We start from the raw sequence: 24,757 nt of genomic DNA, 5'->3' as shown, positions 1-24,757 counted from the left end.
AAATAAAGTTAATTTTTTTAGGCAGATTTAGGACCTCTTGTTTTTTTTAAGTAGGCTTTTGGTGTAATTCCATATCGTTTTTTGAATATTTTTGAGAAATAACTTCTAGAATTGATACCAATTTTATAAGTAATCTCCGTAATATTTAAAGTTGAAGTTTCTAAGAGTTCTTTCGCTTTTTCGATACGGTGATTTTTAATGTACTCATTTACAGATGATTTGTAAAGATGTTTGAAACCATTTTGCAACGTATTTGGATTGATACCTACGCGCTTGGCTAAAACCGTAATATTTTCAATACTAGCAATTTCATTTTTAATAATCTCAACGGCTGCTTCAATACTTTCCACAGTAGCTTTGCGAAGAATCTTACGCTTTTCTGGTGTATTTAAGTCGTCCAAGTATTGTTGTAAATAATGCACAAGTATTTCATAGGTTTTTCCTTCTAAGAAAACCGATTTCATAAAACCTTCCAATTCACACTCTGTAAATTCTTCAATAAACTTAGCAATGTCTAAACTGTATTGTCCTTTGTAGTAAAATTTTTTGATACCATTGGCATCTCTAAACACACTTACCAAATCTTCATCCATATCCGCCAAAAAGGATTCTATTTTTTGTTCAAATAATTTCCGATTAATTTCAACACTAAAAATTGAAATAGCCTCGTTTGCTGGAATTTTAAAGATATGATTGTTGGTTGGTGTGCTTGACAACATTACGCTATCCAACCTATTAATTGTATGTGTGTCATTATCTTCCGTAAATTTATGACCAAAAGCTGATTGTCTGTTAAACATAATTTTTAACGGATGTACAACTCCTTTTTTAAGCTCAAAATGCAATTCTTTTTTTAGAAGATAGTCCGTTTCTAGGACACTTATACCACTATCAAATTTTGTTGCTTTTACAAATCCTGAACCAAATTTTTTAGGAATTCTTAGACAGTATTCATTGTGATTTTCATCGAAATCAACATTTAAAACATGTGCCATATCTTTTACAATATCGCTAGTTTCGAAATCACCTACAGATAGTTTTTTACTCAATTTGATATTTTTGAATTACTGAATATAAATATACTACTTTTAATAATAGCGAATCGTAAAAAGATTATTAGCGATAAAAATTAATTCATATGAGTCCAATTTGCAATTTAAAATTTATGATTTTTACAAAACAGTTAGGGAAATAATTTACGAACCAAAAAACCATAAGATATGTTACGTTGGACAATTACATTTATAGTATTAGCATTGATTGCTGGAGTGTTGGGATTTGGAGGAATCGCATCTGGTGCAGCAAGCATTGCTAAAATTTTATTTTTCGTTTTCATCATTCTATTTATTTTATCCATAATTAGAGGAAGAAGAGTTTAATAGGTTAATATAGTGACACTGGCAGCTATGTAAGTTTAATTTAGTAAGGTTAGTTTTAGGATACTGAAATAGCTGTTAAGTGTATATGAGGTGTGAAAGACAGTATTGAGAATTTCTCAAGCTGTCTTTTCTCATTTGTAATGGTATGAAGTTCTTTCAATATTTAAAGTTATTTGATATTATTTATTTTTTGAGCACACTTTATTTTTTTTTGCATCAATCTGAAAACGCACAACGTTTTAAATTAGTTGATATTTTTTATCAAAATTAGACGTTATGATACAATCTCCATTAGCTACTTACGAAGAATTCAGTACACAGGGAAACAAATCGATTCCAGAATATATAAAGTTTGAAGTAATAAAGGCGTTGTCATTTTTTCCAGAACTTCAAAATACGCACATCATTTTTCAATTATCCAATAAAACGGAGAAAAGTATAATGAAAACACGCGTTTCATTAACGAGCTTATTTCTTAATGTATCTAAAAGAACATATGTTGTTGTAATCAGTAATAATTTTCACTTACAAGATAAAAAAATTGAAATGAGCTACATACCAAAGGACGTTTTAGTGGGTTGGATAGGTGTGGAGTTGGGAAAAATTTTAGCATATGAAACTGCTTCAAATTATCAAGTATTGAGCTATTTATTTTCGAGTCATTTTTCTAAAAAATTTGTAAAGAAGAAAGAATTAAAAGCCAATCGGTGTGCGAGAAGAAGAATGAAAGCTTTTGTAGTGGCGGCAAGAAAGTTTATACTAAACAAAAGCGATTTGCCAAATCAAGTAATTGAAAAGGTAAATAAAATGTACACATCACCCGCATTTATTGTAAATTTCATAAATACACATTCGTCTGTTTGATGCTTCTAGTTACGCATAATTTTCTTATCATTATATGACATCGTAGCCATCAGAACGTACAGAAGTTTTAATCCTTTATTTTGGGTTAAATTCTCCTAAGTTTGCCTCGAAGTCAACATGTGTTTTCGGAAGCATACTTAATATACATGTATAGAAATTATTGATGTTAGGTATTAAAATAAAGTTATAATATGTAACGTATTGCCCTAATAACGGAAAATTAAAACTACCTTTAAACATATACAATTCAGATATCATTATGAAAGCAAAACCAACTTTAATTTGTATTCCTGACATTAGCGGTTTTACAAAATTTATGAGTCAAACAAATATTGAATTGAGTTCGCAGGTAATTCCGTCACTTTTAAATAGGGTTATTTATGCTAATACTATAGGGTTGAAAGTGTCTGAAATTGAAGGTGATGCGATTTTGTTTTACAAAACAGGTGATTTACCCACATTTAAAGAACTCATAGCACAGTGCAGATTGTTTTATGTAGAGTTTTACAAACAATTACGATTGCTACATACACAGTTTAAGAATAATGATGATAATGTACATATTCCAGATATGTTAGGTTTAAAAATTGTAGTACATTTTGGCGAACAAATCAGTGCTGTTCCTATTGGAAAAAACATAAAGCTCATGGGAGAAGATGTGATTATAGCGCACAGACTTTTAAAGAATAAAATTCCATTTGATGAGTATATTCTATTGTCAGAAAATATATTGGATCAATACAAAGACAAAACTATTGAACGTAATTTTGGCTGGGGAAAGTTACACGAAATGGATACTTCTTATAAATATATTGGTGATATAAGCTACAATTATATTGATTTAACTCCGCTGGTAGATTAGCGCGATCCTAATTTTAATTTTCTCTTATACGCAATAGCTGCGGCTGTATAACCACCTTCGGTACCATCAACAAAATGAATATGATTTTTTTTTCTGTCTTGAACATAACAAGACATTATAGAAGCATGCGTAACGTGCATTCCGTAGGTTATTTCATTTTCAGATTCTAAAGTATCTAAGAAAATCTGAAGCTTGCTTATTTGCTTGCTGTTTCCAGAAATTACAGTATTAATAGAACCATCTAACATAATGGTGTCACTTAATTGTGTAACACGATATAAGTAGCGTTTGCCTTGTGAGAAAAATTTAAAGTAATATTTGCCAAAAACGGTAATCAACCAATTGTCAATCAGATATTTTCTATCGTATTTGCCAATTTTAGTCATCATTTCCTTACGAATCTTTTCAATAGAAGTATTTAGTTTCAGTTTTAGCGTAGTAATTGGTCGGCGTTCATCAAGATTACCAAAAAGATAATTGATTTCGTCCATCACACTTTTAAAAACTTGCGCTTGTTTTGTTTCATCACTACAACTTACCAACAAGCAAACAACACTGTTGTCATTACTATTCGGTTTTATTTCGTCCCATCTACATTCCATTCCTGTTAAGTCAATGGCATTGTCGTTATTTTCTGTAATATCAGATGGTTTAAAATTATCTTTAATATATGCTTCCGCAAATTTTAATCCATTCCCCAACACAACTGGTGTTGTTAAATACTCATTGTGTCTGAGTTTTGCAATACGTGTTGTCACATTATTTTTATAGACTTCATCAAGAATGACGCTTCCAACTCTTAAATTGAATTCCAATGTTTTCTTTATGTGCGCACTATATGTGTTTAATGCTGAAATAATTTTGGGAAGAATAGCGTCTGGAATGATAAAAGTGGCTCCATCACCTCCAAAAAAGTAAGGAATTTTTATAGAAGAATCAATTGATTTAATTTCATTCAAAACCGTGATGATACTTCCGGTAGCCGTTAAATTGATGTCGTTGTGTTGTCCGTTTTCTACAGCTTTGCTAGAGCCTTCAATATCTGTAACGACAATGTGCCAATTTTTAGGGATGCCCGCAAAAAGACTTTCATCTTTTAATAAATCTCTCAAAGGTGTAAAATGCTTTGGAAGATCTGCATAAAATGTAATAAAATCTTTCATTAGTTTAAAATTGTATTGCAATAGTACGCCATAAAGCTAAATAAAATGTGCTCATTGAATTAAAAAGTACATTAAGAAGTGGTTTTAGAAATAAATAGTAGTAGCAATTATATAACATACATTTAAAATTCTGTAATGAATTATCAAGGTTAATAAAATACTTTTGTAATATAAATTGGTGCGTGTTCGTAGCAATGAAATAAGTTATACATACATCAATACTAAACTTAAATAGCAATGACCTTTAAAACTACAATTCCAAATCGTGCACTAGGGCTTCTTGCTATTATTGCTATTGTTTTTTCTCTATATGTATTAAAACCTTTAATTATGCCTTTGTTATTTGCAATGATATTAGGTGTAATGATTTTTCCTGTTCAAAGATTTTTTGAGAGAAGATGGAGATGTAACAGAATATTTGCTACTATTTTTTCGATTATCTTAATCTTTTCAATCACTGCAATTTTATTTTCCATCATATTTGTTCAACTTCAAGGATTTGTCAACAGCGGAGAAAACTATTCCACAAGAATTTCAGAACTATACGAAAACTTAATTACATATATAGGTGACGCTTTTAATATTAGTAATAGTAGTGTTATTAATGGTAACGAGTTGAACATGAAAAAATTATTGAGAGGAAATTTAGGAAAAGTCACAGTCTTTGTTACGGAATCTGGTTCTTTTATGAGCGATCTTGTGTTAGTGCCAATTTACTTATTCTTCTTTTTATATTACAGACGCTTTTTTAGGGTGTTTGCTTATAAAGTATTCAAAAGTAAATCGCAATCATTTGTAAACATGATGATTCGTAAAATTTACAACGTTCAAAAAAATTATTTAGCTGGTTTACTAAAAGTGATGTTAATTGTTGGTGTTTTAAATACCATTACATTGCTTGTTTTAGGTATAGAAAACGCTTTTTTCTTCGGTTTTTTTGCAGCTATATTATTATTGATTCCCTATATAGGTGTCATTATAGGCGCGTTGTTGCCTACAGTTGTAGCCTTAGCAACTAAAGATTCAATATGGTACGCTTTTGCAGTTATGGGTGTTTTTGGACTTATTCAATTTTTAGAAGGAAACTTCATCACGCCAAAAATTACAGGCTCAAAAGTAAGCATGAATTCATTTGTAGCTATTCTTTCACTAATTGCGTTTGCGATGCTTTGGGGAATTTCAGGAATGATAGTAGCATTGCCAATAACAGCTTCCCTAAAAATAATTTTTGATAATACACCAGGATACGAAGCCTATGGTTTTGTGATGGGAGAACCTGTAGATGCACTATTACAGAGCAAAGCCAAGCAACGACTTAAAGTATGGAAAGCACTTCGTCAAAAAAAGTCAGTAACTTAGTATTTCGTAAATTTTTTATTAAGCACGTTTTTAAAAAAGAAATAGTTTAAATTTACCGAATAAACTTATTTTCAACATGAAATTATTCGTAAAGTTTGATTTTAACGCTGTCTGCACCAAAGTATTAACAGAAAAACTGGATGCATTAGATATTAAATATAACATACTCGGTTTTGGGGAAGTAGAGCTTCTAGAAAAATTATCCACCGAAAAATACACGACTTTTACAACTGCTTTAAGCGATTACAATATTGAAATTGTTGAAAATCAAAAAAGCATTCTCGTTCAAAAAATCAAAGATACTATTGTAGACATGGTTTTTAATGAAGATACTGTCGTAAATATAAAGACATCAGCGTATTTGGCAGATACCTTAGAACACAGTTACGGGTATTTGTCCAATTTATTTTCAGAAGTAACTTATACTTCTATAGAAAATTTTATTATTCTTCAAAAAATAGAATACACAAAATAATTAATTATCAAAGGAAATTTAAGTTTAACTGAAATAGCGTTTAAACTCAACTACTCCAGTGTCGCACATTTAAGCACACAATTTAAAAATACTACAGGAATTACGCCAAGTGCGTTTCAACGAATTATCACCAAACGTCGCGAAATACAACAAACTAACTAGTCAACTTACATATGGATCAAGATTACATACATATAATACTAGCAGATGATGATGAAGATGATCGTCTCTTTTTTACGGATGCTTTTGATGAACTAAAAATGACCACAAAAGTACAAACCTATAATGATGGTGTATATTTAATGGATTATTTAAATAGTGAAGAAGCCATTATACCTAATGTGTTGTTTTTAGATTTAAACATGCCAAGGAAAAACGGAATGGAATGTTTACGAGAAATAAAAGCGAACGATAAATTTAAAGATATGGCAATTGCCATTTATTCTACATCGGCTTCAGAAGAAGATATTGAAAACACGTTTGTTTTCGGAGCCAATATTTACATCAAGAAACCAGATAACTTTAAGAAGTTAAAGAAAGCATTATCTGAAGTAGTTACGATAAATTGGCAGTATCATACAAGCGGATTAAACAAAGACAACTTTTTACTAAGACTATAGCTATGCCACTAAAAACCATTTACAGAGCACCTTGGTTTGTAAAGGCGGTATTTACGATATCGTTTTTCCTTATCTTTTTTGTTGCCGGAATTGCGTATAAAAGTATGAATGATTTGTCTAAAGCTTCAGAGTTAGTTTCCGAAAAATATGAGGTTTCTATCGAGTTAGAACAAATTCTATCGTATTTAAAAGATGCAGAAACGGGACAACGTGGTTTTGTAATTATAAAAGATTCTACCTATTTAGAACCTTATTTTTTAGGCAGAGAAAACATCAACAACAGTTTTGCAGAATTAAAGGAATTAATTAAAGACGAGCCCAAACAAGGAAAAAACTTAATAGAACTACGTTTTTTAATAGACAATTGCTTGGCAAACCTAGAACAAGTACAACGGTTTATAATAAAAGAACAAAACGACATCAATAGTCCATCATTTGAACCAATGTTTGCCTTAGGGAAACGATTGATGGACCAAATAAGAGAAAAAATAAAAGTCATGCTCGATGTGCAGAATCACAAGTTAGAAAGGCATCAAAAAGAATACAATAGCAGTTTAAGAGTAACGCCTGTTTTTTTATATTCTTTAATGTTATTGTCCTTACTACTTATGATTGGCGCATATTACAAAATAATGTCAAATCTTAAGAAGTTAAAAAGATCCAATCAATCCTTAGAAATATTCAAAGAATCTGCCAATCAATCAGAAATTGTTAGTAAGCATGGTAATTGGGCTTGGGATATTGAAAACGATCGTTTTAGTTTTTCCGATAATTTATATCGTTTATTAGGAGAAGAACCACAGTCATTTGCACCAACAATTGAAAACTTCATGCAATTTGTGCATCCAGAAGATGTTGAAAAATTAAATGAACAAGTAGAGCAGATGAAGGAAGATGAAAATCTACCGTTCATTCATTACCGTGTAATTCACAAAAACGGAACCATCAAACACCTAAAGGCGTACGGAAAAGTGGTCGTTACTGGAGAAGCCAGACGTAATTTACTCGGAACAACTACAGATATTACAGATGAAATAGAAAGTTTCAGAGCAATGGAAGAACGTAATCTTGAATTGGAAAGAAATAATAAAGAACTTTCTGCATTCAACCACGTGGCAAGTCATGATTTACAAGAACCATTACGAAAAATTCAAACCTTTTTATCACGATTAGAAGACAAGGAACAAGATAATTTATCAGAATCTGGTCTAAAATACATGTCACGAATCAAAAATGCAGCTACTAGAATGCGTTTGCTTATTGATGATTTATTACAATTTTCAAGAACTAACAAAGCAGATAAAGTTTTTGAAGTTTCAAACATAAATTTATTGTTAGAAGCCGCTAAGCAAGATTTGGCGGAAGTAATTTCTCAAGAAAACGCTGTCATCAATGCAGATGCTTTTCCGGTTATAAACGTAATACCATTTCAAATACATCAACTCTTTGCCAATTTAATAGGAAACTCATTAAAATATAAAGCAGCTGATCGTATCCCTAAAATTAACATTACGCACGAAATTGTGAAGGCAGAAGATGAGAAACTTCTTGTAAAAGCAAAAAATGATGCATACCATAAAATTCAATTTACAGACAATGGTATTGGTTTTGATAATGAATATGCCGAAAAAATCTTTGTTTTATTCAACAGACTTCATAACAAAGATGAATACTCAGGAACTGGAATAGGATTGTCTATTTGTAAAAAAATTGTAGACAATCACAAAGGATTTATTTTTGCCAATGGAGAAAGTGGCATTGGAGCAACATTTTCAGTGTACATTCCTGTGTAGCAAAAAATAATTACAAACAACATTTAAAAAAAAGCCTTAAACCTTGTGTTTAGGGCTTTTTTGTGTTTAAAACTCACCAAAAGTAGAAATCCTATAACGATGTTTGAAAATCGTGTAACACGGAAAGTAGGTTTATAAAGTACATTTGTATAGTACAAAACAAAGAGTACGAAAAAGTAAAAAATTACACAGTAAAATTCCACAAATGAGAATCGTGTAACAAACAATGAAAATGATGTAACAGAAAAAGTTAGAACCTGTCGCATCTTTGCAGAGACGAAAATGAAAAGATTATGAAACTCAACAGATACATATTTATTACGACAAGCTTAGTCATACTAATACTAGTAGCCACAAGTCTTAATTCTTGTGAATATCTTGTAGAAAGTAGCAAAGGAGATGCGACAAGAGCAACCGAATCGAACCAAGTTATATCACTACAAAAAGATGAAGCAAAATTATTAGTAGAAGCTTCAAAATATAATTTAGATGTTATCGAATTATGTAATATTATCGAAGAAGAGAAGGTTGATGAAGATGTGAAGGATTTAGTTGAAGAAATAAAAAATGAACAATTAGCAGTTCTCGAAAAATACAATGAAGTTGCTTCTGAAAATGTAATTTCTATACCAAGATATTCGAATCTTAAACAAGAGGAAATATCAAAACTAAATGATTCGGTATCCTTAGAAATTCATTTAAAGCTTTTAAGTTCTAAAATACAGAATCAAAAAGAGTTGCTAGATAAATTATCTGATACAACTAATAACAGATCTTTCAAATCATTAGCAGAATCAGCAAATACAACTCTAGAAAAGAGTTTAGACAAAACAGAAGAAACAATTAAAATTATACATACAGATAGCTAAAAAAGCTATAAATAATAATCAATAAAAACAACAATAACCATGAGAAGTTTATTATACATCATAGCCGTAATATTAGTCATAGGATGGGTTTTCGGATTCTTTGTGTACAGCGCAGGCGGATTAATCCACATTCTTTTAGTAATTGCAGTAATTGCAATATTATTAAGGTTAATTGGAGGTAAAGGAGTCTAATCCACTCTAAAGGATTGAGATAAAATAAATATTAATTTAAAAAAACAAAAAAGATGAAAATTAACAACACAGTATTATTATTAGGAAGCGTAGCAGTAGGAGCAGCATTAGGAGTATTATTTGCACCTAAAAAAGGAACTGAAACGAGAAAAGAAATTGCAGACGGAACGAAAGACTTGGTAAATTCTACTAAAGAAAGCGTAGAAAAAGTGATGAGTGAAGTATCACAGAAGTTCAATGAACTCAAAAGAGATGGGGAAGAATTGATTGCAAAAGGAAAAGAAAAAATAAACACAACTGCACGTGTAGCACAAGATGCTAAAAACGAGTTGAAAGAAGAATTAACTAAGTAATACTAATTAACTAAATAAATGGAATCTACTGCATCACACATAGAATCAATTTACGAAAAGGCGAAAGCATACACGGAAACAAGTATAGCGCTTTACAAGCTCAATGCCATAGATAAAACAGCTGATGTTGTATCATCTATCGTGTTATGGATAGCCTTAGGTTCTACTGTAGCAGTATTCCTATTATTTATCAATATTGGAATTAGTTTGTACATAGGTGATTTATTAGAATCGTCATACTTAGGTTTTTTAATCGTGTCTATGTTTTATTTGTTACTTGGCGCATGCCTTTACATATTTAACGGATCACTTATTACAAAACCAGTTACAAACCTTGTAATTTCAAAATTACTTAGAAAAAATAAAGAAGAAGTTCTAATTCTAAATAAAGAAAAAAATGAAGAAGGAAATAAGTAATATTAACGAATTAGAACAATCGATATTGAAATTAAAAGCTCAAAAAGAAAATGATTTTGTGGCTTTAAAATCACAAATGTCACATTCGTATCAAGAACTAAGACCGTCAAGAGTTGTAAAACGCATATTTACAGACTTAAAGGAAGAACCAAAAATAAAGGACAATGTTTTAGAATCCGTAATAAGTCTTGCTGCAGGTTACGTCTCGAAACGTATATTAATAGGGAAATCAAATTCCTTTTTTAAGTCAGTTTTAGGATACCTTGTACAAATAGGAGCAACTAAATTAATATCAAACACAATAATAACGAATAATAAACAATAACTAGCATTATGAAAAAATTACTAATATTTGCCGTAGCATCGATGTTTACTGTATCTACTTTTACTTCTTGTGAAGAGAAGACAAAAGAAGAAAAATTAATCGAAGAAATGAAGGAAGACGGAGCGGAAATCAAAACGAATGAAGACGGAACGAAAGTGAAAATGGAGACGGAAGACAAGAAAGTAAAGATTAAGAAAGACGACGGAGAAACAAAAATTAAAGTAAAAGAAGACAACGAGTAATATAGTGTTGTTTAATTTGTTGATTTAAAGCTATTTGATGTATCAAATAGCTTTTTTGTTTAACGTTATTTGAAAATTATATAACAGTTTTAAAAAATTGTATAACACGTAAAGGCATTCTTCGTCGCATCTTTGTAATGTACTTAGAAACAGGTATAAACCAAATATTAATTCTAAAACCTTTAAAGATGAAAACTATACAAATCAACATCAGTAACATTAAAGCTACTTTTAATAGTTTAGAAAGAGAATGTCAAGGTAATTTAATAGAAACACAAACCGAAAGATCATTAGAATTTAAAAATACTATCGGTTCAGGAAACATAACAGGGTTTAATTTTAATAGTAATATATCATATATCACGTATGATGTAAAATTTAGTGAAGACACGGTGTTGGTTTTCGATCAAGAAAAAAATGAGCAATCGCTCAATTATCTTTATTGTTCACAAGGAGAATTACGTCAAAGCTTCGGAGCAACAGGAAAAAAGACAGCTTTCTCAGAAATGCAAACAGCAATATTTTCAAACTCTATAACAAAAGCAAATCACATATATATTCAAAAAAATAGTTATCAAAAATTTACAATGATTAGTTTTCTGGCAAGTAAGCCAATCACTGAAACTACGGATGGTTTTACAACTCAGTTAATGGAACTATTTAAATCTAAAGAAGTACAAGGGAAATTTGCGTATACAAGCTCATACAACCTAAAAATACAAGAACGATTAGATCAAATAGAAACTGTTTCAAACGATAGTATTGCGGATGCATTACTCAAAAAAGGAATGTTGCAAGTATCATTATCAATGATTGTAAATCAATATTTTGAAGACGTAAAAAATGAAGCCAATCGTAAACACGGCTTAAGCAAAACTGAAATGGAATCAATTAAGGACATTAGCGAATTCATTAAAAACTATCCAGATTACCAATTTGATTTAAACTATTTAAGTAAAAAATCAGGAATAACGCCAGCAAAACTACAAGAAGGTTTCAAAGCACTCTTTGGAAGAACTGTTTCAAACTTTATAAAAAATGTACGTGTAGAGTTGGCAGAAAAATTAATAAAAACATCAGATTTAAGTATTTCAGAAATAGTATATACTATAGGTTTTAGTAGTAGAAGTTACTTTTCAAAAATATTTAAAGAAAAATACAATTGTAGTCCAAAAGAATACCAAGATAGCAAAACTTCATTACGAATGTCTGCCTAAAAAGCAGTAAAAAAACACCTATTTTTAATAATATAATTTATATAGAAATTAGGTATTAATTTGTTTGAGTTTAGTACATTGTGGTATGTTAATTGCACTATATATAGTATGAAAACATATAACAACTTTATGGATATTAAAATAACTAAATTCCTAACAGTAGCACTCTTTTTGGTGAGTTTTGTCGTTTTCTCTCAACAACAAAAATTACCAATAAACTCTATTGATGAAATAGAACCAATAGGTGAGCTAAAAGACACTACACTTCAATTATTATTAGAATCACAAATCAATAGCAATCCAAAATGGAAAGCTTTAGTAAGAAATAAAAGGTTATCCATTGGTATTGTAGATTTGAGTAATATTTCAAACATTAAATATGCAGGTATCAATGATGATGAAATGATGTATGCCGCAAGTTTACCAAAGATCGCTATACTATTAGCGGCTATGGACGCAATTGATAAAGGCGAACTGGAAGACACAAAAGAAGTTAGAAAGGATATGCGTTTAATGATTAGCAAATCCAATAACCAGGCATCTACCAGAATGATTGATCGTGTTGGTTATGCAAAAATAGAAGCCGTTTTACGTGCACCCAAAAACAAACTATATGATGAAGAAGTTGGAGGTGGACTTTGGGTAGGAAAACGATATGCAGCTGGCGGAAAAAGAAATCCAGATCCAATGAAAGGCTTAAGTCATGCGGCAACTACACGGCAAGTATGTAGCTTTTACTACCAATTAGCCATGGGTAATTTGGTGTCTACACAGCGTTCTAAAGAAATGTTAGACATTATGAAAGATCCTGCATTACATCACAAATTTGTAAACGTATTAGACCAAATTGCACCAAAAGCAACGGTATACAGAAAATCGGGTTCTTGGAAAAATTATCATTCAGATTCAGCTATGGTTTGGGGACCAAATCGTCGCTATATTATTGTAGCTTTAATCGAAGATGGTGCCGGAGAACAGATTATGAGAAAACTTGTTAAACCTTTAGATGCTTTACTAAAAAGACAGCAAAAGATAAAAATTAAAAGAAAAATATAATGCTGAAAGGCTTTCTGAATAAAACATTTGGGCTAAGAGATGGTGAAATATACATCTCTTTTTTAATGCAATTATATATCTTTTTAATTATAACGGTTTTACTAATTGTAAAGCCAACCGTAAATGCAATATTTCTATCACAACTTGGCGCAGAGCATTTACCTTATGGATATTTATTAGTTGCCTTAGTAGCAGTATTTACCTCTTATTTTTACAACAAAGCCATTAGGAGATTTTCACTCATAAAAGTGACAGTCTCCTCTTTAATTTTCTTCAGTTTAGGGTTTATTATACTAAGCGTTTTACTGCAGTTTTCAATGATTAACGACTGGGTTTTATATGTTTACTACCTAGGCGTTTCATTATTTGCCGTCATTGCAACCTCACAATTTTGGATATTAGCCAATATGGTGTACAATTCCAGAGAAGCCAAACGATTATTCGGTTTCATTGGTGCAGGAGCAATAGCAGGTGGTGTTTTTGGAGGATATTTAACGAGTTTGGTTGTTTCTGCCTTTGGAAACAAAACGGTAGTATTACTAGCCGCAATTCTCATATTATGTTGTATTCCTATTCTTCAAAAAGTTTGGAAACTTCGTTTAAAAGTAATGAATACGTATGTTCGGAATCAGCGTAAATTTAATGAAACAAATACGGAAGAAACTTCCATAAAAATCATATCAAAATCTAAACATTTAACCTATTTAGCGCTCATTACAGGAATCAGTGTTATTGTTGCCAAATTGGTCGATTTTCAGTTTAGCGATTTTGCCAACAAAGCAATCAACAATCCTGAAGAATTAGCCGCCTTTTTTGGGTTTTGGTTTTCCACATTCAATGTATTGGCATTAATATTACAACTCTTTTTCACCAATCGTGTGTTGAGTAAATTAGGCGTTTCCAGTACATTACTAATCTTACCATTAGGAATTGCATTAGGATGTTTACTCTTCTTAACGTTTCCAGAATTGTGGGTTTTAGTGCTTATTAAAGGAATTGACGGAAGTTTTAAACAATCGGTAAACAAAGCGGCTTTTGAGTTGTCAATCATGCCAATTCCACTCAATATCAAAAATCAAGCAAAATCATACATAGATGTCGTAGTTGATAGTATTGCGACAGGATTATCAGGTTTCATGTTGATTTTTTTAATTAGAAAACTAGATTTAGATACTTCCTATATCACCATCATTGTATTGCTTTTTGTATTTGTTTGGATTCTTCTCATATACAAACTTCGAGAAGCGTATTACAGTTCTTTCAGGAAAAATATTGAAAGTACAATTCTTAAAAATGATGATTCGTTAGAAGGTGGACGAAAGCCAGAAACAACCATTACTGCCGCACGCCGTATTCTAAATGGAAATGATGAAGTTGCCATTTTGAATTTATTAGATAGATTGAGTAATTACAAAGTAAAATCGCTCAAAAATAGTATGGTAAAGCTATTGCATCATTCTTCCAATAAGGTAAAAACGGAAGCCATCAAACAATTATACATATATGATGAAGCAATTGAACTTAAAAATGTAACCAAATTAATTCATCAAAAAGACGATGATCTTGTTGTTGCCGCGCTCGATTATGTACTGCATCATTCGGCTTCAGAAACACAATTTTTTGAAAAATATTTAAACAATGAAAACGATTACATAGCAAATGCCGCTTTGCTGTGTTTGGCCAAAGAAGCTTCTAGCAACGAAGAATTGGCTTCAAAATTTGAATTGAATAATAGAATTACAGAAAAAATAAACGCCATTAATGGCGCAGAAGTTGACACGCGAGTTGCAGCTGTTGCCGATTTATTGATTGCTGTTGCGTATGCCGAATTACCAGAACATTACTATTTCATTGAAAAACACTTAAAAAGTTACAACAATACTATAAAATCTAACGCTATAAAAGCCGCAGGTATTTTAAAAGAAGAACGATTCATTGAACCGTTGTTTGAATGTCTTTCAGAAAAAAAATACCGAAAGAAAACCATCAAAGCATTAAAAAATTATGGTCCAGGAATTACGACTACAATTCTGAATTTAGACAAGTCGGAAGCGTTAAAAGCAAAAAACAAACGTTTTGTACCAAGAATTATAGAATCTTTCAAAACTCAAAATGCAGTAAATGTATTAATGGGTTTAATGAAAAGTCGCGATTTTACAATTCGATTAGAAGCGTCTCGTTCACTCTTAAAATTAAACAACAAACAAGCAAGATTGGTTTTTAATACAAGATTATTAAAAAGTTTAATCTTGAAAGAAACCAAACATTACAAGCAAGCTTTGGAAGCGCAAACTTTTCTGAATCAACTAATCACACTAGATGCCGATGAAGCGATTGATACAGTTGTAGTGCCCGAATTAACACTTGCCCGACAAAATATTGTAGAGGTTTTAGAAGAACAATTGGACATAAGTCTTAGAACAGTTTTTAAGTTATTAGCGATTATTTATGACGAAGATGACATTAAAATTGCTTATGCTGGTTTGTTAAGTGATGTAAAAGAAGCTAGAATAAACGCGTTGGAATTTTTGGATAATCTGCTAAAAGGGCAATTAAAATTTAAGCTAATTCCATTATTGGAACATTATGTTATTGAAGATGACTCGGTACACAATGTGCTTTTGAAATCTAAAATAACAGATGAAAAAATATGCCTAACTTCACTTATAAAATACAGAGGAAAACGCATCAAATTAGAAGTCTTAGCGCTGATCAAAGTCTTAAATGACAGACGTTACAGTACTATTGTAAATACATTGAAAAATCATAAAAGTGTAGAAGTAAAATACGCGGCTACACAAACGTTGAAACATTTAAATAATGTTGCTTTAAAATAATTCGTTTATTTATAGTTGTTATAACAATCTGAAAGATGACAATTTTAAAAGCGATCTTACTAACAGTACTTTATATCTTCACATTTACTTTAGTTCAACTTGGTTTAAGTTTCTTCTTTAAAATTGAAGCAATACCCGAATATCTAAAAATGCATGGAGGAATGATCATCATAGTATCATTTCTTATCACCTACATAGTACTGTTCAGGTTATTTTGGAAACTAAATTTTGATATCAAAAAGGTGCTTAATTTGAAAGCATATAAACTGAAGTTTTTACCGTATTTAATTTTAATTGTTTCTGGACTTTATCTTCTAAATAGACCTCTTTTGTACTTGGGAAGACTTTGGGATTATTACAGTGTTGGCAAATTTGAAACTAATTTTAATTCATTTACGGGGTTCAACGCTGCTTTTATTTATCATTTAATAATTACGCTAATTATTGCTCCTATCTTAGAAGAATTATTCTTTCGAAAATTTTTATTGCAAAAATTATTAGAGAAAAACAGTCAAAAAGTTAGTATCATAATTTCAAGTGTATGCTTTGCCATCATTCATATTGAAACACCATACAACTTAATTCCGACTTTTGTATTTGGAATTGTAAGTAGTTTAATTTTTATAAAAACAAAAAAGATAGGGTACTCAATTTTTTTACACTTCTTATTCAATTTGCTGGTGATCACGTTACAACACGGATATGATTCTATTTTCGATAAATGGTTATTAAGTTTACACTTTAATAGTTTCTATTGGATTTTATTTTTAATGGGAATTGTCATCACATATCTTGGAACAAAAAAAGTGCTAGAAAACTAGAAACAACACAAATTAAAAACAGCTAGTCAAATCGAGATTTTAACTAGCTGTTTCTATATATTTTCAGTTGAGTTTAGAAGACTAAAAATCAATTTCCGTCGCCTTCATCATCAGGATCTTTATAATTTTCATTCAAAACTTCGTTATCATCATTATTCTTCGTAATTAAATTGTCAATCTTACTCGCCATGTACATATGTGCGCCGGCTGAATTTTTATTCAATACATTACTCATCAGACACACAATATATTTAATACCATTTGGATGTTCTACAATAATCACAGAATTCATGTAATTAAACACATTTCCTGCATAACTACGACAATCAGGGTTCTTTTCTCGGTCACATTTATAATAACTTCCAGATTTAAAATACACCGCCGCGCTATCTAATTTTCTCGATCTTGCATAGCGTATGCGTCTATCTGTAAGATATAACAAGCGTTTCATTTCCAAACTTGATTCTTTATCAATAACTTTACCTTGTTCAAGTTTCACTAAGAACTTCATTAAACCTCTTGGCGTTCCAATACTTCCACCTTTACGACCAACATATTTTCCAGCAGGTCGTGTAAACATTCCGCCTAATCGCCAATCGTCTTCCGTAATTCCTAAATCTCGCAATGGCTGATTTACCACCATATTTGCTAAATTTGTCAGTGAATCTCTTGGCGTTTCTTTAAAATAAAGTTCACCTTCTTCTTCCGTTAAATTTACATATTCTTCTTTAAAAGCCGCCATTAACATTGCTTCTCTGTACATAACGCTTGCCGCGCCATTGTTACTCACAGAAACCATGTGATCTAGCCATTCGAACAAAGAAAAAGTATCACTTGCGCGTACTTGTCTTTTCGATAATTTATCGTTTTCAATATCATAAATCGGTACAGTATGATGATCGCCAGTTCCCCAATAACGTGAAGAAACACGAATTCCTTTTAAATAATCAATACGATCTTGAAAAGAATCAGGACACACTTTTGCCATTTGTGTAAAAACAGCATTTAAAACGGCAATTTTTCCAACACTTCCTGGTTGATAACCAACATTTTCTCGGTGTGAAGCATATTTTAAATTCTTAGAATCTGTCATATCCATCACAGCAACAGAATAAGCGCCACCTGGAATGAGACGTTTTAGTTCGCGCATAAATTCATCATTATCAACTAATAAATCGTTGATACTATCTTCCATTCTGTCTGCTAAATTGAGCTTTATTTCATCTAACATTTTATACGCTCCAGCGGGAATACGAGTGTATTTTACACTGTCTAATTGCATTTGTCTGATTTGATACAAACGCTTGATTCCTGTACGTTCGTAACCGTCAATGGGATAGGAAATAAAACCGTAGCATACCAAAATGCAAAGTCCTATGGTTACATAAATTATTTTTTTCATCTTACAAAGGTGTTGTTATAGAGATTGTTTTATTGGTGTCTATTTTTGGAGTTATGGATACTAAATATTCAGAACTTTTCGCTTTTTTGTTTTCCACAAATGGACGGATTTGAAACAACCATAATTTGTTGTCTTTGAATCCAAATTCTACATCATATGCTTGATTGCTAGATGCAGTATGTTCGGTCATTTTTGCGCGGACTCTTTCCGCAATTGTTCTAATGTCTTCTATGTTTTTTTCGTTTAAAATTGGAGATTCAAAAGATGTGTAGTGGTGTTTTGTTCCTCCAGTATCTGGTAATCTAATATAATCTGGTTGTCTTGCAGGTGCTAATAATGTGTTTCCTGTGGTTGTGATTAAACGCGTTTCCGCAGATTGTCCATCAACAGCGCCACCAGCACCACGACTGAACGCAACTGTTAAATCGTCGTCATTTCCTGAGTTGATTCCTTTCGTAATCATCACACCAGAATAATCAACATCCACACTTGGAATAATTAAAATAGAAGGAAAAACATTTTCAGGGTTTGATAAATATTTTTGTCGCCATTTAAAACTACGTTCTGTATACGCAGACGCCCAAACGCGCTTGATTCCTTTGATGATTTCGTCTTCATCTTTGATATTGAAAAGCGTCAAATTTAAACCAGCTCCCGTAAATTCTTTCAAATCTTCCATGTTGGTGTCACTTCTTAAAAACACAGGAACATTTCCGATTGTATTTCCAAAAATGGATTTAAAACTTGCATATAAATCATCTTTAAAAGCAGTATCTAAAGGCATTTTTATAATGGCGTCATGTAATTTTTTCAAATTAGCCAATTGAAATGCTTCTACTTTTTCTTCTGAGATATTTTCTCTTCGCATTCGGTCAGCTTCGGCAAAAGTACTGTTCAAATACGTCCAATAACTCATATTATAATTTGGCATCATTTGATTCATGTGCGATTTAAACACACCGAAAGGTAGAATCAATCCTTCCACAACTTGATCGGGAAATAATTGTTTCAATTCACCTAAATTAGCTGCTTTCGGTCCGCATAATTTTCCAGAATCTGTAGCATTTACATCACGCATGTTGATTACTTTGGAAACATCTAATCGAATGTCTTTTATAGGAACTTCAATTACATTTTTACTGCGTTCTTTTGTGCTAAAAAGTGCTGTTTCATTAGACAACATTTCTTCTTCAAGTTTCAATACCACATTTCCTTTGCTCGTAACTGCATAGAATACTTTTTTGCCGTTATATTTTAGTAATGCTTTTAAATTATCATAGGATAAAACAGCATTTGGAATTCCTAAATTACGTGCTAATAATTGTACATGCGACACTAAATTACCTTCCGAAACCGTCATAATTCCTGCAACAGGTTTTAGATCGTGCGGCGGTTTTTCAAATATGTATATTTTGTTTGTTTGTACTTCAACTTCATCAGGATTTCCATCTACAACCACCAATTCACCATATGCATATCCAGGATTTAATCCTCTGATTGCCGTTTGGTTTTCAATCGTCATTACTTGATTATTGATTTTTGATATTTTCGACACAAAAATACCTAAATTGCTTACTGTTTCACCAAAATTTAGCGCTACACTGCTACGAACTCTGTCGTCTATAAAACTATAGGTCATCGGTTCAAACGCAGTATATTTGTCTACATCACTTTGATAGGTAGCTTTTACCATGGAAGTACTCCATTCTACAATACTACGGCTGTGACTCAAAATAGCATTTAAGGTTTCAATACTTAATTCGCTGTTTTGCATTGCGTCACTTAATTGTGCGTTGATAGCTTCATATTCCCAGTTTTCAATGAGTCCAGTTCCTGTGGAAGCGCATGCCAATGCACTAATTTTGTCTAAGTTGTCTTGTAGTGTCGTTACATCCCAATTTTGAACTTCTCTTAAGAGAATGTTTTCTAATTGATTTGAGATATCTAGTATTTTTAATCGGTCTTTACTACGGTTAAAATTATTGATACCTAAGCGAATTTCGTATAATAATTTTGAAATTTCTGTGACCAATTTCTTGGGTGTAGTCTCTGTTGTTTGCGATGTAAAAAACTCAGTTAACAAACGTGTAGTGCTATTTTTTTCTGAGATTGCGTTTACTTCGTTATTTAATTTATCAAAATCGATAGGCGCATAATATTGGCGCATTGTAGCTAATAACTTTGTAAATTCTTTGTCTTGTTTATCAGAAATTTTCGATGCATTCTTTTTGATATAATTTTCAACTAATGCAATGTCAGTAATATCGGGTTGCCCGTGAATTTTGATTCGGACATCCATAAAGGAAGGAATATCTTCCGCTAACAATTTGGATTCGCTTCGCATGTTTTGTGCAACATTGCTATCTCCATTGTGCGGAATGTCTTTTAAGGCTTGACGAAATAGGAAGTAATTACTGAATATAAGATCATCATTGCGCAAAAGTGTTTCAAAGAAGTCTTTTCCCCAAGCTTCTTCATCTTCACTTTGAAAAGCACCTCTGTAATATTGTGCACGTCTTAAAACCCAACCGTCATCAATACTTGAAAGATATTTATTTATTTGATATTGTTTTAAACGACTGAAATTGTTTTCAGCATCCATAAAATCATACGAATTTAAAGAAGCTAAAATTTCGCCGAAAAACAAATGATTACTTTTTCTTAAATTGACAACACTATTTTTAAAACTAGCATGTTGTATACCGCCGCCAATGCTGTCTGGGCAAGGATCTCTCGCTTCTCTTTGGCTATTGTCTTCACAAAACCACTTGATACCACTGTAGGGACCGCGGCGATCTTGTTTGTATTGTTGTATAAGACTTTTAATTTGAGCTGTAGATTTTTCTTGTGCTTCTGTAAAAGGAGCAACAATAAGAAAAAATAATACGAATACTAAAGGTTTTTTTAACATCTATTTTTATGCTTTTTTTCCACCAAAGAAACTGACTAATAAAAGGATAGCACCTAAGCCAATAGTAATGTAAGCATTATTATTGTCTTGCACTTCAGCGTTTAGCGGACCTAAACTTAGCGAGGCTTCTGGAGCAATAACTGTATAAATTCCGTATCCTATTAGTGCAATTCCTGCGATTAGCAAGATTAATTTAATTGTCTTATTCATATGTAGATAGTTTTTAGTTAATTTAGATTGATAACAAAGGTGCGGTAATAGTACTAAATAATTTAGCTCATTTGCTAAAAATCTTAGCTGATAAACAAAAATAGAAGATTTAGTTGGTTAAGCATTGTTTTTGAGTTAACCGCTTTTTGAATGTTGAATTTTCAACAAAGCTTCACCTGCTAAAGTGACAGGAGAAATTAAAACAATTTAATGACTCTTTTTCATTTGCCTAAATGTGCGGTTGTCATGTGTGTTATATACCCATGTGGATTACTAAAAACAAGCTATTTCTAAGAGGGCACTTTGGTAAGAGTTTTTAGGTTGAATATTAATCGTAGCGACATTTTTGCTAAATTGAATTATATTGCAAATCAAAAAGAAATTGTTTAAAGTTATAACAGTTCATACCCTAAGCATGCAGATCAATTCTAAAAAGCCATTTATTTTATTATTATTAATACTTTCTAATTTCATATGTAATGGTCAGCATGTACCTTTTTTTCAAAACTATTCCCTAACAGAATTTGGTGCAGGCAATAAAAACTGGGGAGTTACAATCGCAGAAAGTGGTGAAGTATTTGTTGCTAATGATCTAGGATTATTGGAGTTTGATGGTGTGAAATGGGATTTTTATCAACTTCCTAATAAAACGATTATACGTTCAGTTTTAGCACATAAAGAATTAATTTTTACAGGATCTTATGAAGAATTTGGTTACTGGAAAAAAAATTTAAAAGGGAAATTAATCTATACTTCTTTAAGTGATTTAGAAAACAGAAAAGAATCTTTTGCTGAAGAGTTTTGGCAAATTATTCAGCATAAGGACAGTATTTTGTTTAGATCTTTTTCTAGTTTATATATCTATAAAAATGGGAAGGTAAGTAGAGCTATTCCACAATCTCAGTTTACAATTTTATCTTGTGATATTATAGATGATAGAGTTTTTTTATCTACAGAAAACCATGGAATTTTTGAGTTAAAAAATGGAGAGTTGTTTCCAATAATAAACCATGATGTACTGTCAGATCTTCGGATAGTTTCATTAACCAAATTAAATAACAAATTACTTATCACGACTGCTTTAAAAGGTTGTTTTTTATATGATGAATCTAACAAGGTTTTACATCCATGGGAAGCTAAAATCAATAACACTTTGAAGGCACAACAGCTTAATAGCTTCAAATTGCTTGAAAATGGAGATATGATTTTTGGAACTATTAAAAACGGTGTTTATGTAACAGATAACAATGGTAATACGAAGTATCATATTAATAAAGAAAACGGGTTATTGAATAATACTGTTTTGAGTATTGAATTAGATAAATATAATAACTTATGGCTGGGCTTAGACAATGGTATGTCTAAGGTGAATCTGAATTACAACTATATATTATACAGTGACAATTCAGGTAAGTTAGGCGCTGTTTATGACGTAGTTACTTATGCTAATTATTTATATTTGGCAAGTAACACTGGGTTATTTTATTTAAATAAGGATAATAATAATTTAGAATTTGTAGAAGGTTCTCAGGGACAGGTTTGGGATTTAAAAGTTATAAACAATCAATTACTCTGCGGACATAATAATGGTACGTATTTGGTTCAAGGAAATAAATTGAAAAGAATATCTGATTTCTCTGGAGGTTGGGTATTGAAAAAGATTCCTGAATTGACAAATTCATTTATCCAAGGAACATATGGAGGTTTAGTAAGATTCGATTTCATTAATGGTGAATGGAAAACACGTCATTTAGGATCTAAAATTATTCCAGCAAAATATATAGTTTTTGAAGACTATAATACAGCTTGGGTTGCGCATGCGTACAAAGGTTTGTTTAGAGTTATATTTAATGAAACAAGAGATAGTATTTTAAGTTTTGAAAACTATAAGAATAAAGGTTTATGGTCTGATTTTAATATAAAAGTGCATAAAATCAAGAACGATATTTGTTTTAAAACAAATGAAGGTTGGCAGAAGTACGAAGTATTATTAGATAGTATTGTGCCTCATGATATTTTGAATAATTCTTTAGGGAAGGATACTGATATTATTTCGGAAACAATCGGTAATGAATTAGTGGTGAAAAACGATAAAGGGAAAATAAGTTTTATATCATTAACAGAACGAGATAATACATTTAACCTGCCAAGAGATTTACTGCAAAAAAGATTAGTTGTAAATGCAGAAAGTGTTTCTAGGTTAAATGATTCTACGTATACCTTTAATCTTTATGACGGATATTTATTAATAAATAAAAGAAATGTCAACACCAAAGACTCACTATTTATTCCTGAAGTTAAAAGAATAAGTTTGGATAATGAGCTGGTTGAAATTATTGGAGATAACAAATATGAATTTCCATATAATAAAAACTTTACCATTTCAGTGACATCACCTTTATCCGCTAATCATTTTTTTGAATATAGTGTCACTAACACCTCAGAAGTTATTGAATGGGTAAAGACAGATAAAGATAAACTAGAACTTTCAGGACTTAGTAATGGAGATTATAAAATACATTTTCGTACTTCAAATTTCTCTGGCGAGACATCAGATGAAATAATTGTTAATATCACCATTTTACCACCTTGGTATAAAAATGGTTGGTTTTATATTATTGTAGGACTTTTAGGCTGTGTTTTATTTTATTGGTTACACAAGAAGAAAATTAAAAAAGAACAAAGGCTACTGCATAATAAATTGGTAAAGGAGCAAGAGATTTTGTTAAAAGAAAAGGTTGTTGAGAACGATAGAAAAATTGTACAACTTAAAAACGAATCATTAAAAAGTGAAGTAAAGCTAAAAAGTAAACAATTAGCTAATACAGCTATGGCATTAGTTAAGAAGAATGAATCTATACTAGAGATCAGAAACGAACTCGTTGAAAATGAAAATAACTTTCAAAACACATTATCTTATAAACGATTATTGAGAAAAATAGATAATTCTATTAATCACGAAGATGAATGGGAGTTATTTGAATACAATTTTAATCAAGTTCATAAAGAGTTTTTTGATCAATTAAAATTGAAGCATCCAAAACTAACACATAAAGATTTAAAAATTTGTGCCTACATTAAGATGAATTTATTGACTAAAGAAATTGCGCCATTAATGAATATATCAATAAGAGGCTTAGAAACTCATAGATATAGATTAAAACGCAAGCTAAATTTAGAAAATGATAAATCTTTAAGTGATTATTTGCGAAGTTTTAAATAATTGAGTTTAAAAATCTTATTTCCGTAATTTATAGATACGTCATTACTACTTCATTTTTAAATAAAACTCTTGTTTTTAGTAGTTTAAAATCTTTTAATCATACGTCAACTGCATACTTTAACTGCTTTTTTAATGTATGACGTAATTTATGTGTATGTTATTTTTTG

At 31.0% G+C, this 24,757-nt stretch carries 22 protein-coding genes and 1 pseudogene; 18 read left to right on the top strand and 5 right to left on the bottom strand.

Annotated features, from left to right (window positions below):
* Nucleotides 1–17: 17 nt before the first annotated feature.
* A complete protein-coding gene (locus tag ACQ654_RS05670) occupies nucleotides 18–1,049 on the bottom strand; it encodes a helix-turn-helix domain-containing protein (RefSeq protein WP_430409356.1) in 1,032 nt (343 codons plus the stop codon).
* 171 nt (nucleotides 1,050–1,220) lie between these two features.
* On the opposite strand from ACQ654_RS05670, the gene ACQ654_RS05665 reads away from it, so the two are divergent.
* The 3 genes from ACQ654_RS05665 to ACQ654_RS05655 all read left to right on the top strand — a co-directional run bounded on the left by ACQ654_RS05665 (nucleotide 1,221) and on the right by ACQ654_RS05655 (nucleotide 3,105).
* Complete coding sequence (locus ACQ654_RS05665) at nucleotides 1,221–1,379, top strand: DUF1328 domain-containing protein (RefSeq protein ID WP_430409355.1); 159 nt, start codon at nucleotides 1,221–1,223, stop codon at nucleotides 1,377–1,379.
* Between the two features lie 276 nt (nucleotides 1,380–1,655).
* Entirely contained in the window at nucleotides 1,656–2,243 is a 588-nt protein-coding gene (locus ACQ654_RS05660) for a hypothetical protein (protein ID WP_430409354.1), read from the top strand.
* Between the two features lie 259 nt (nucleotides 2,244–2,502).
* On the top strand, nucleotides 2,503–3,105 hold the full coding sequence (locus ACQ654_RS05655; RefSeq protein WP_430409353.1) for a DUF2652 domain-containing protein: 603 nt from the start codon (nucleotides 2,503–2,505) through the stop codon (nucleotides 3,103–3,105).
* On the opposite strand, the gene ACQ654_RS05650 is transcribed toward ACQ654_RS05655, so the two are convergent.
* Nucleotides 3,102–4,268, bottom strand: a complete 1,167-nt coding sequence (locus ACQ654_RS05650) for a DUF3095 domain-containing protein (RefSeq protein ID WP_430409352.1) — start codon at nucleotides 4,266–4,268, stop codon at nucleotides 3,102–3,104. The two genes, ACQ654_RS05655 and ACQ654_RS05650, sit on opposite strands and share 4 nt — an antisense overlap.
* Nucleotides 4,269–4,505: 237 nt before the next feature.
* On the opposite strand from ACQ654_RS05650, the gene ACQ654_RS05645 reads away from it, so the two are divergent.
* The 14 genes and pseudogenes from ACQ654_RS05645 (at nucleotide 4,506) to ACQ654_RS05580 (ending at nucleotide 16,844) form a co-directional block, all read left to right on the top strand.
* Entirely contained in the window at nucleotides 4,506–5,627 is a 1,122-nt protein-coding gene (locus ACQ654_RS05645; RefSeq protein WP_430409351.1) for an AI-2E family transporter, read from the top strand.
* Between the two features lie 76 nt (nucleotides 5,628–5,703).
* Nucleotides 5,704–6,264: pseudogene (locus ACQ654_RS05640) on the top strand (helix-turn-helix domain-containing protein).
* Between the two features lie 11 nt (nucleotides 6,265–6,275).
* Nucleotides 6,276–6,722 carry a response regulator gene (locus ACQ654_RS05635; protein WP_430409350.1) on the top strand — a complete coding sequence of 149 codons (447 nt, stop codon included), beginning with the start codon at nucleotides 6,276–6,278 and terminating at the stop codon, nucleotides 6,720–6,722.
* A 2-nt stretch (nucleotides 6,723–6,724) separates the two neighbouring features.
* Nucleotides 6,725–8,515, top strand: a complete 1,791-nt coding sequence (locus ACQ654_RS05630; protein ID WP_430409349.1) for a sensor histidine kinase — start codon at nucleotides 6,725–6,727, stop codon at nucleotides 8,513–8,515.
* A gap of 293 nt (nucleotides 8,516–8,808) precedes the next feature.
* Nucleotides 8,809–9,384: a hypothetical protein gene (locus ACQ654_RS05625; RefSeq protein ID WP_430409348.1), complete on the top strand. Its 576-nt coding sequence runs from the start codon at nucleotides 8,809–8,811 to the stop codon at nucleotides 9,382–9,384.
* A gap of 39 nt (nucleotides 9,385–9,423) precedes the next feature.
* Nucleotides 9,424–9,576, top strand: coding sequence for a lmo0937 family membrane protein (locus ACQ654_RS05620; RefSeq protein ID WP_430409347.1), 153 nt, complete (start codon nucleotides 9,424–9,426; stop codon nucleotides 9,574–9,576).
* Nucleotides 9,577–9,629: 53 nt separating this feature from the next.
* Nucleotides 9,630–9,929, top strand: coding sequence for a YtxH domain-containing protein (locus tag ACQ654_RS05615; RefSeq protein ID WP_430409346.1), 300 nt, complete (start codon nucleotides 9,630–9,632; stop codon nucleotides 9,927–9,929).
* 18 nt (nucleotides 9,930–9,947) lie between these two features.
* Complete coding sequence (locus ACQ654_RS05610; protein WP_430409345.1) at nucleotides 9,948–10,346, top strand: hypothetical protein; 399 nt, start codon at nucleotides 9,948–9,950, stop codon at nucleotides 10,344–10,346.
* On the top strand, nucleotides 10,327–10,671 hold the full coding sequence (locus ACQ654_RS05605; protein WP_430409344.1) for a hypothetical protein: 345 nt from the start codon (nucleotides 10,327–10,329) through the stop codon (nucleotides 10,669–10,671). The genes ACQ654_RS05610 and ACQ654_RS05605 overlap by 20 nt, the downstream gene beginning before the upstream one ends.
* Nucleotides 10,672–10,679: 8 nt before the next feature.
* Nucleotides 10,680–10,913, top strand: a complete 234-nt coding sequence (locus tag ACQ654_RS05600; protein WP_430409343.1) for a hypothetical protein — start codon at nucleotides 10,680–10,682, stop codon at nucleotides 10,911–10,913.
* 188 nt (nucleotides 10,914–11,101) lie between these two features.
* Nucleotides 11,102–12,130: a helix-turn-helix domain-containing protein gene (locus tag ACQ654_RS05595; protein ID WP_430409342.1), complete on the top strand. Its 1,029-nt coding sequence runs from the start codon at nucleotides 11,102–11,104 to the stop codon at nucleotides 12,128–12,130.
* A 108-nt stretch (nucleotides 12,131–12,238) separates the two neighbouring features.
* The gene (locus ACQ654_RS05590) at nucleotides 12,239–13,186 is read left to right on the top strand and encodes a serine hydrolase (protein ID WP_430409341.1); all 948 of its coding nucleotides are present in this window, start codon (nucleotides 12,239–12,241) and stop codon (nucleotides 13,184–13,186) included.
* A complete protein-coding gene (locus tag ACQ654_RS05585) occupies nucleotides 13,186–16,023 on the top strand; it encodes an Npt1/Npt2 family nucleotide transporter (protein WP_430409340.1) in 2,838 nt (945 codons plus the stop codon). The genes ACQ654_RS05590 and ACQ654_RS05585 overlap by 1 nt, the downstream gene beginning before the upstream one ends.
* Nucleotides 16,024–16,058: 35 nt before the next feature.
* Nucleotides 16,059–16,844 (top strand): CPBP family intramembrane glutamic endopeptidase, encoded by a 786-nt coding sequence (locus ACQ654_RS05580; protein WP_430409339.1) that lies wholly within the window; start codon nucleotides 16,059–16,061, stop codon nucleotides 16,842–16,844.
* An 88-nt stretch (nucleotides 16,845–16,932) separates the two neighbouring features.
* Here the strand turns inward: ACQ654_RS05580 and ACQ654_RS05575 are convergent, their stop codons facing one another.
* The 3 genes from ACQ654_RS05575 to ACQ654_RS05565 are packed head-to-tail and all read right to left on the bottom strand — an operon-like array spanning nucleotide 16,933 to nucleotide 21,367.
* The gene (locus tag ACQ654_RS05575) at nucleotides 16,933–18,246 is read right to left on the bottom strand and encodes a serine hydrolase (protein ID WP_430409338.1); all 1,314 of its coding nucleotides are present in this window, start codon (nucleotides 18,244–18,246) and stop codon (nucleotides 16,933–16,935) included.
* 1 nt (nucleotide 18,247) lies between these two features.
* Nucleotides 18,248–21,157 carry a PEP/pyruvate-binding domain-containing protein gene (locus ACQ654_RS05570; RefSeq protein ID WP_430409337.1) on the bottom strand — a complete coding sequence of 970 codons (2,910 nt, stop codon included), beginning with the start codon at nucleotides 21,155–21,157 and terminating at the stop codon, nucleotides 18,248–18,250.
* 6 nt (nucleotides 21,158–21,163) lie between these two features.
* Complete coding sequence (locus ACQ654_RS05565; RefSeq protein ID WP_430409336.1) at nucleotides 21,164–21,367, bottom strand: hypothetical protein; 204 nt, start codon at nucleotides 21,365–21,367, stop codon at nucleotides 21,164–21,166.
* A 415-nt stretch (nucleotides 21,368–21,782) separates the two neighbouring features.
* Here ACQ654_RS05565 and ACQ654_RS05560 point away from each other — a divergent pair, with 415 nt between their 5' ends.
* On the top strand, nucleotides 21,783–24,590 hold the full coding sequence (locus tag ACQ654_RS05560; RefSeq protein WP_430409335.1) for a LuxR C-terminal-related transcriptional regulator: 2,808 nt from the start codon (nucleotides 21,783–21,785) through the stop codon (nucleotides 24,588–24,590).
* The last annotated feature ends 167 nt before the right edge of the window (nucleotides 24,591–24,757 follow it).

It is taken from the genome of Kordia sp., from assembly GCF_965283645.1.
Classification (GTDB): Bacteria; Bacteroidota; Bacteroidia; order Flavobacteriales; family Flavobacteriaceae; genus Kordia.
This window is presented reverse-complemented; position numbering and strand designations above follow the sequence as displayed.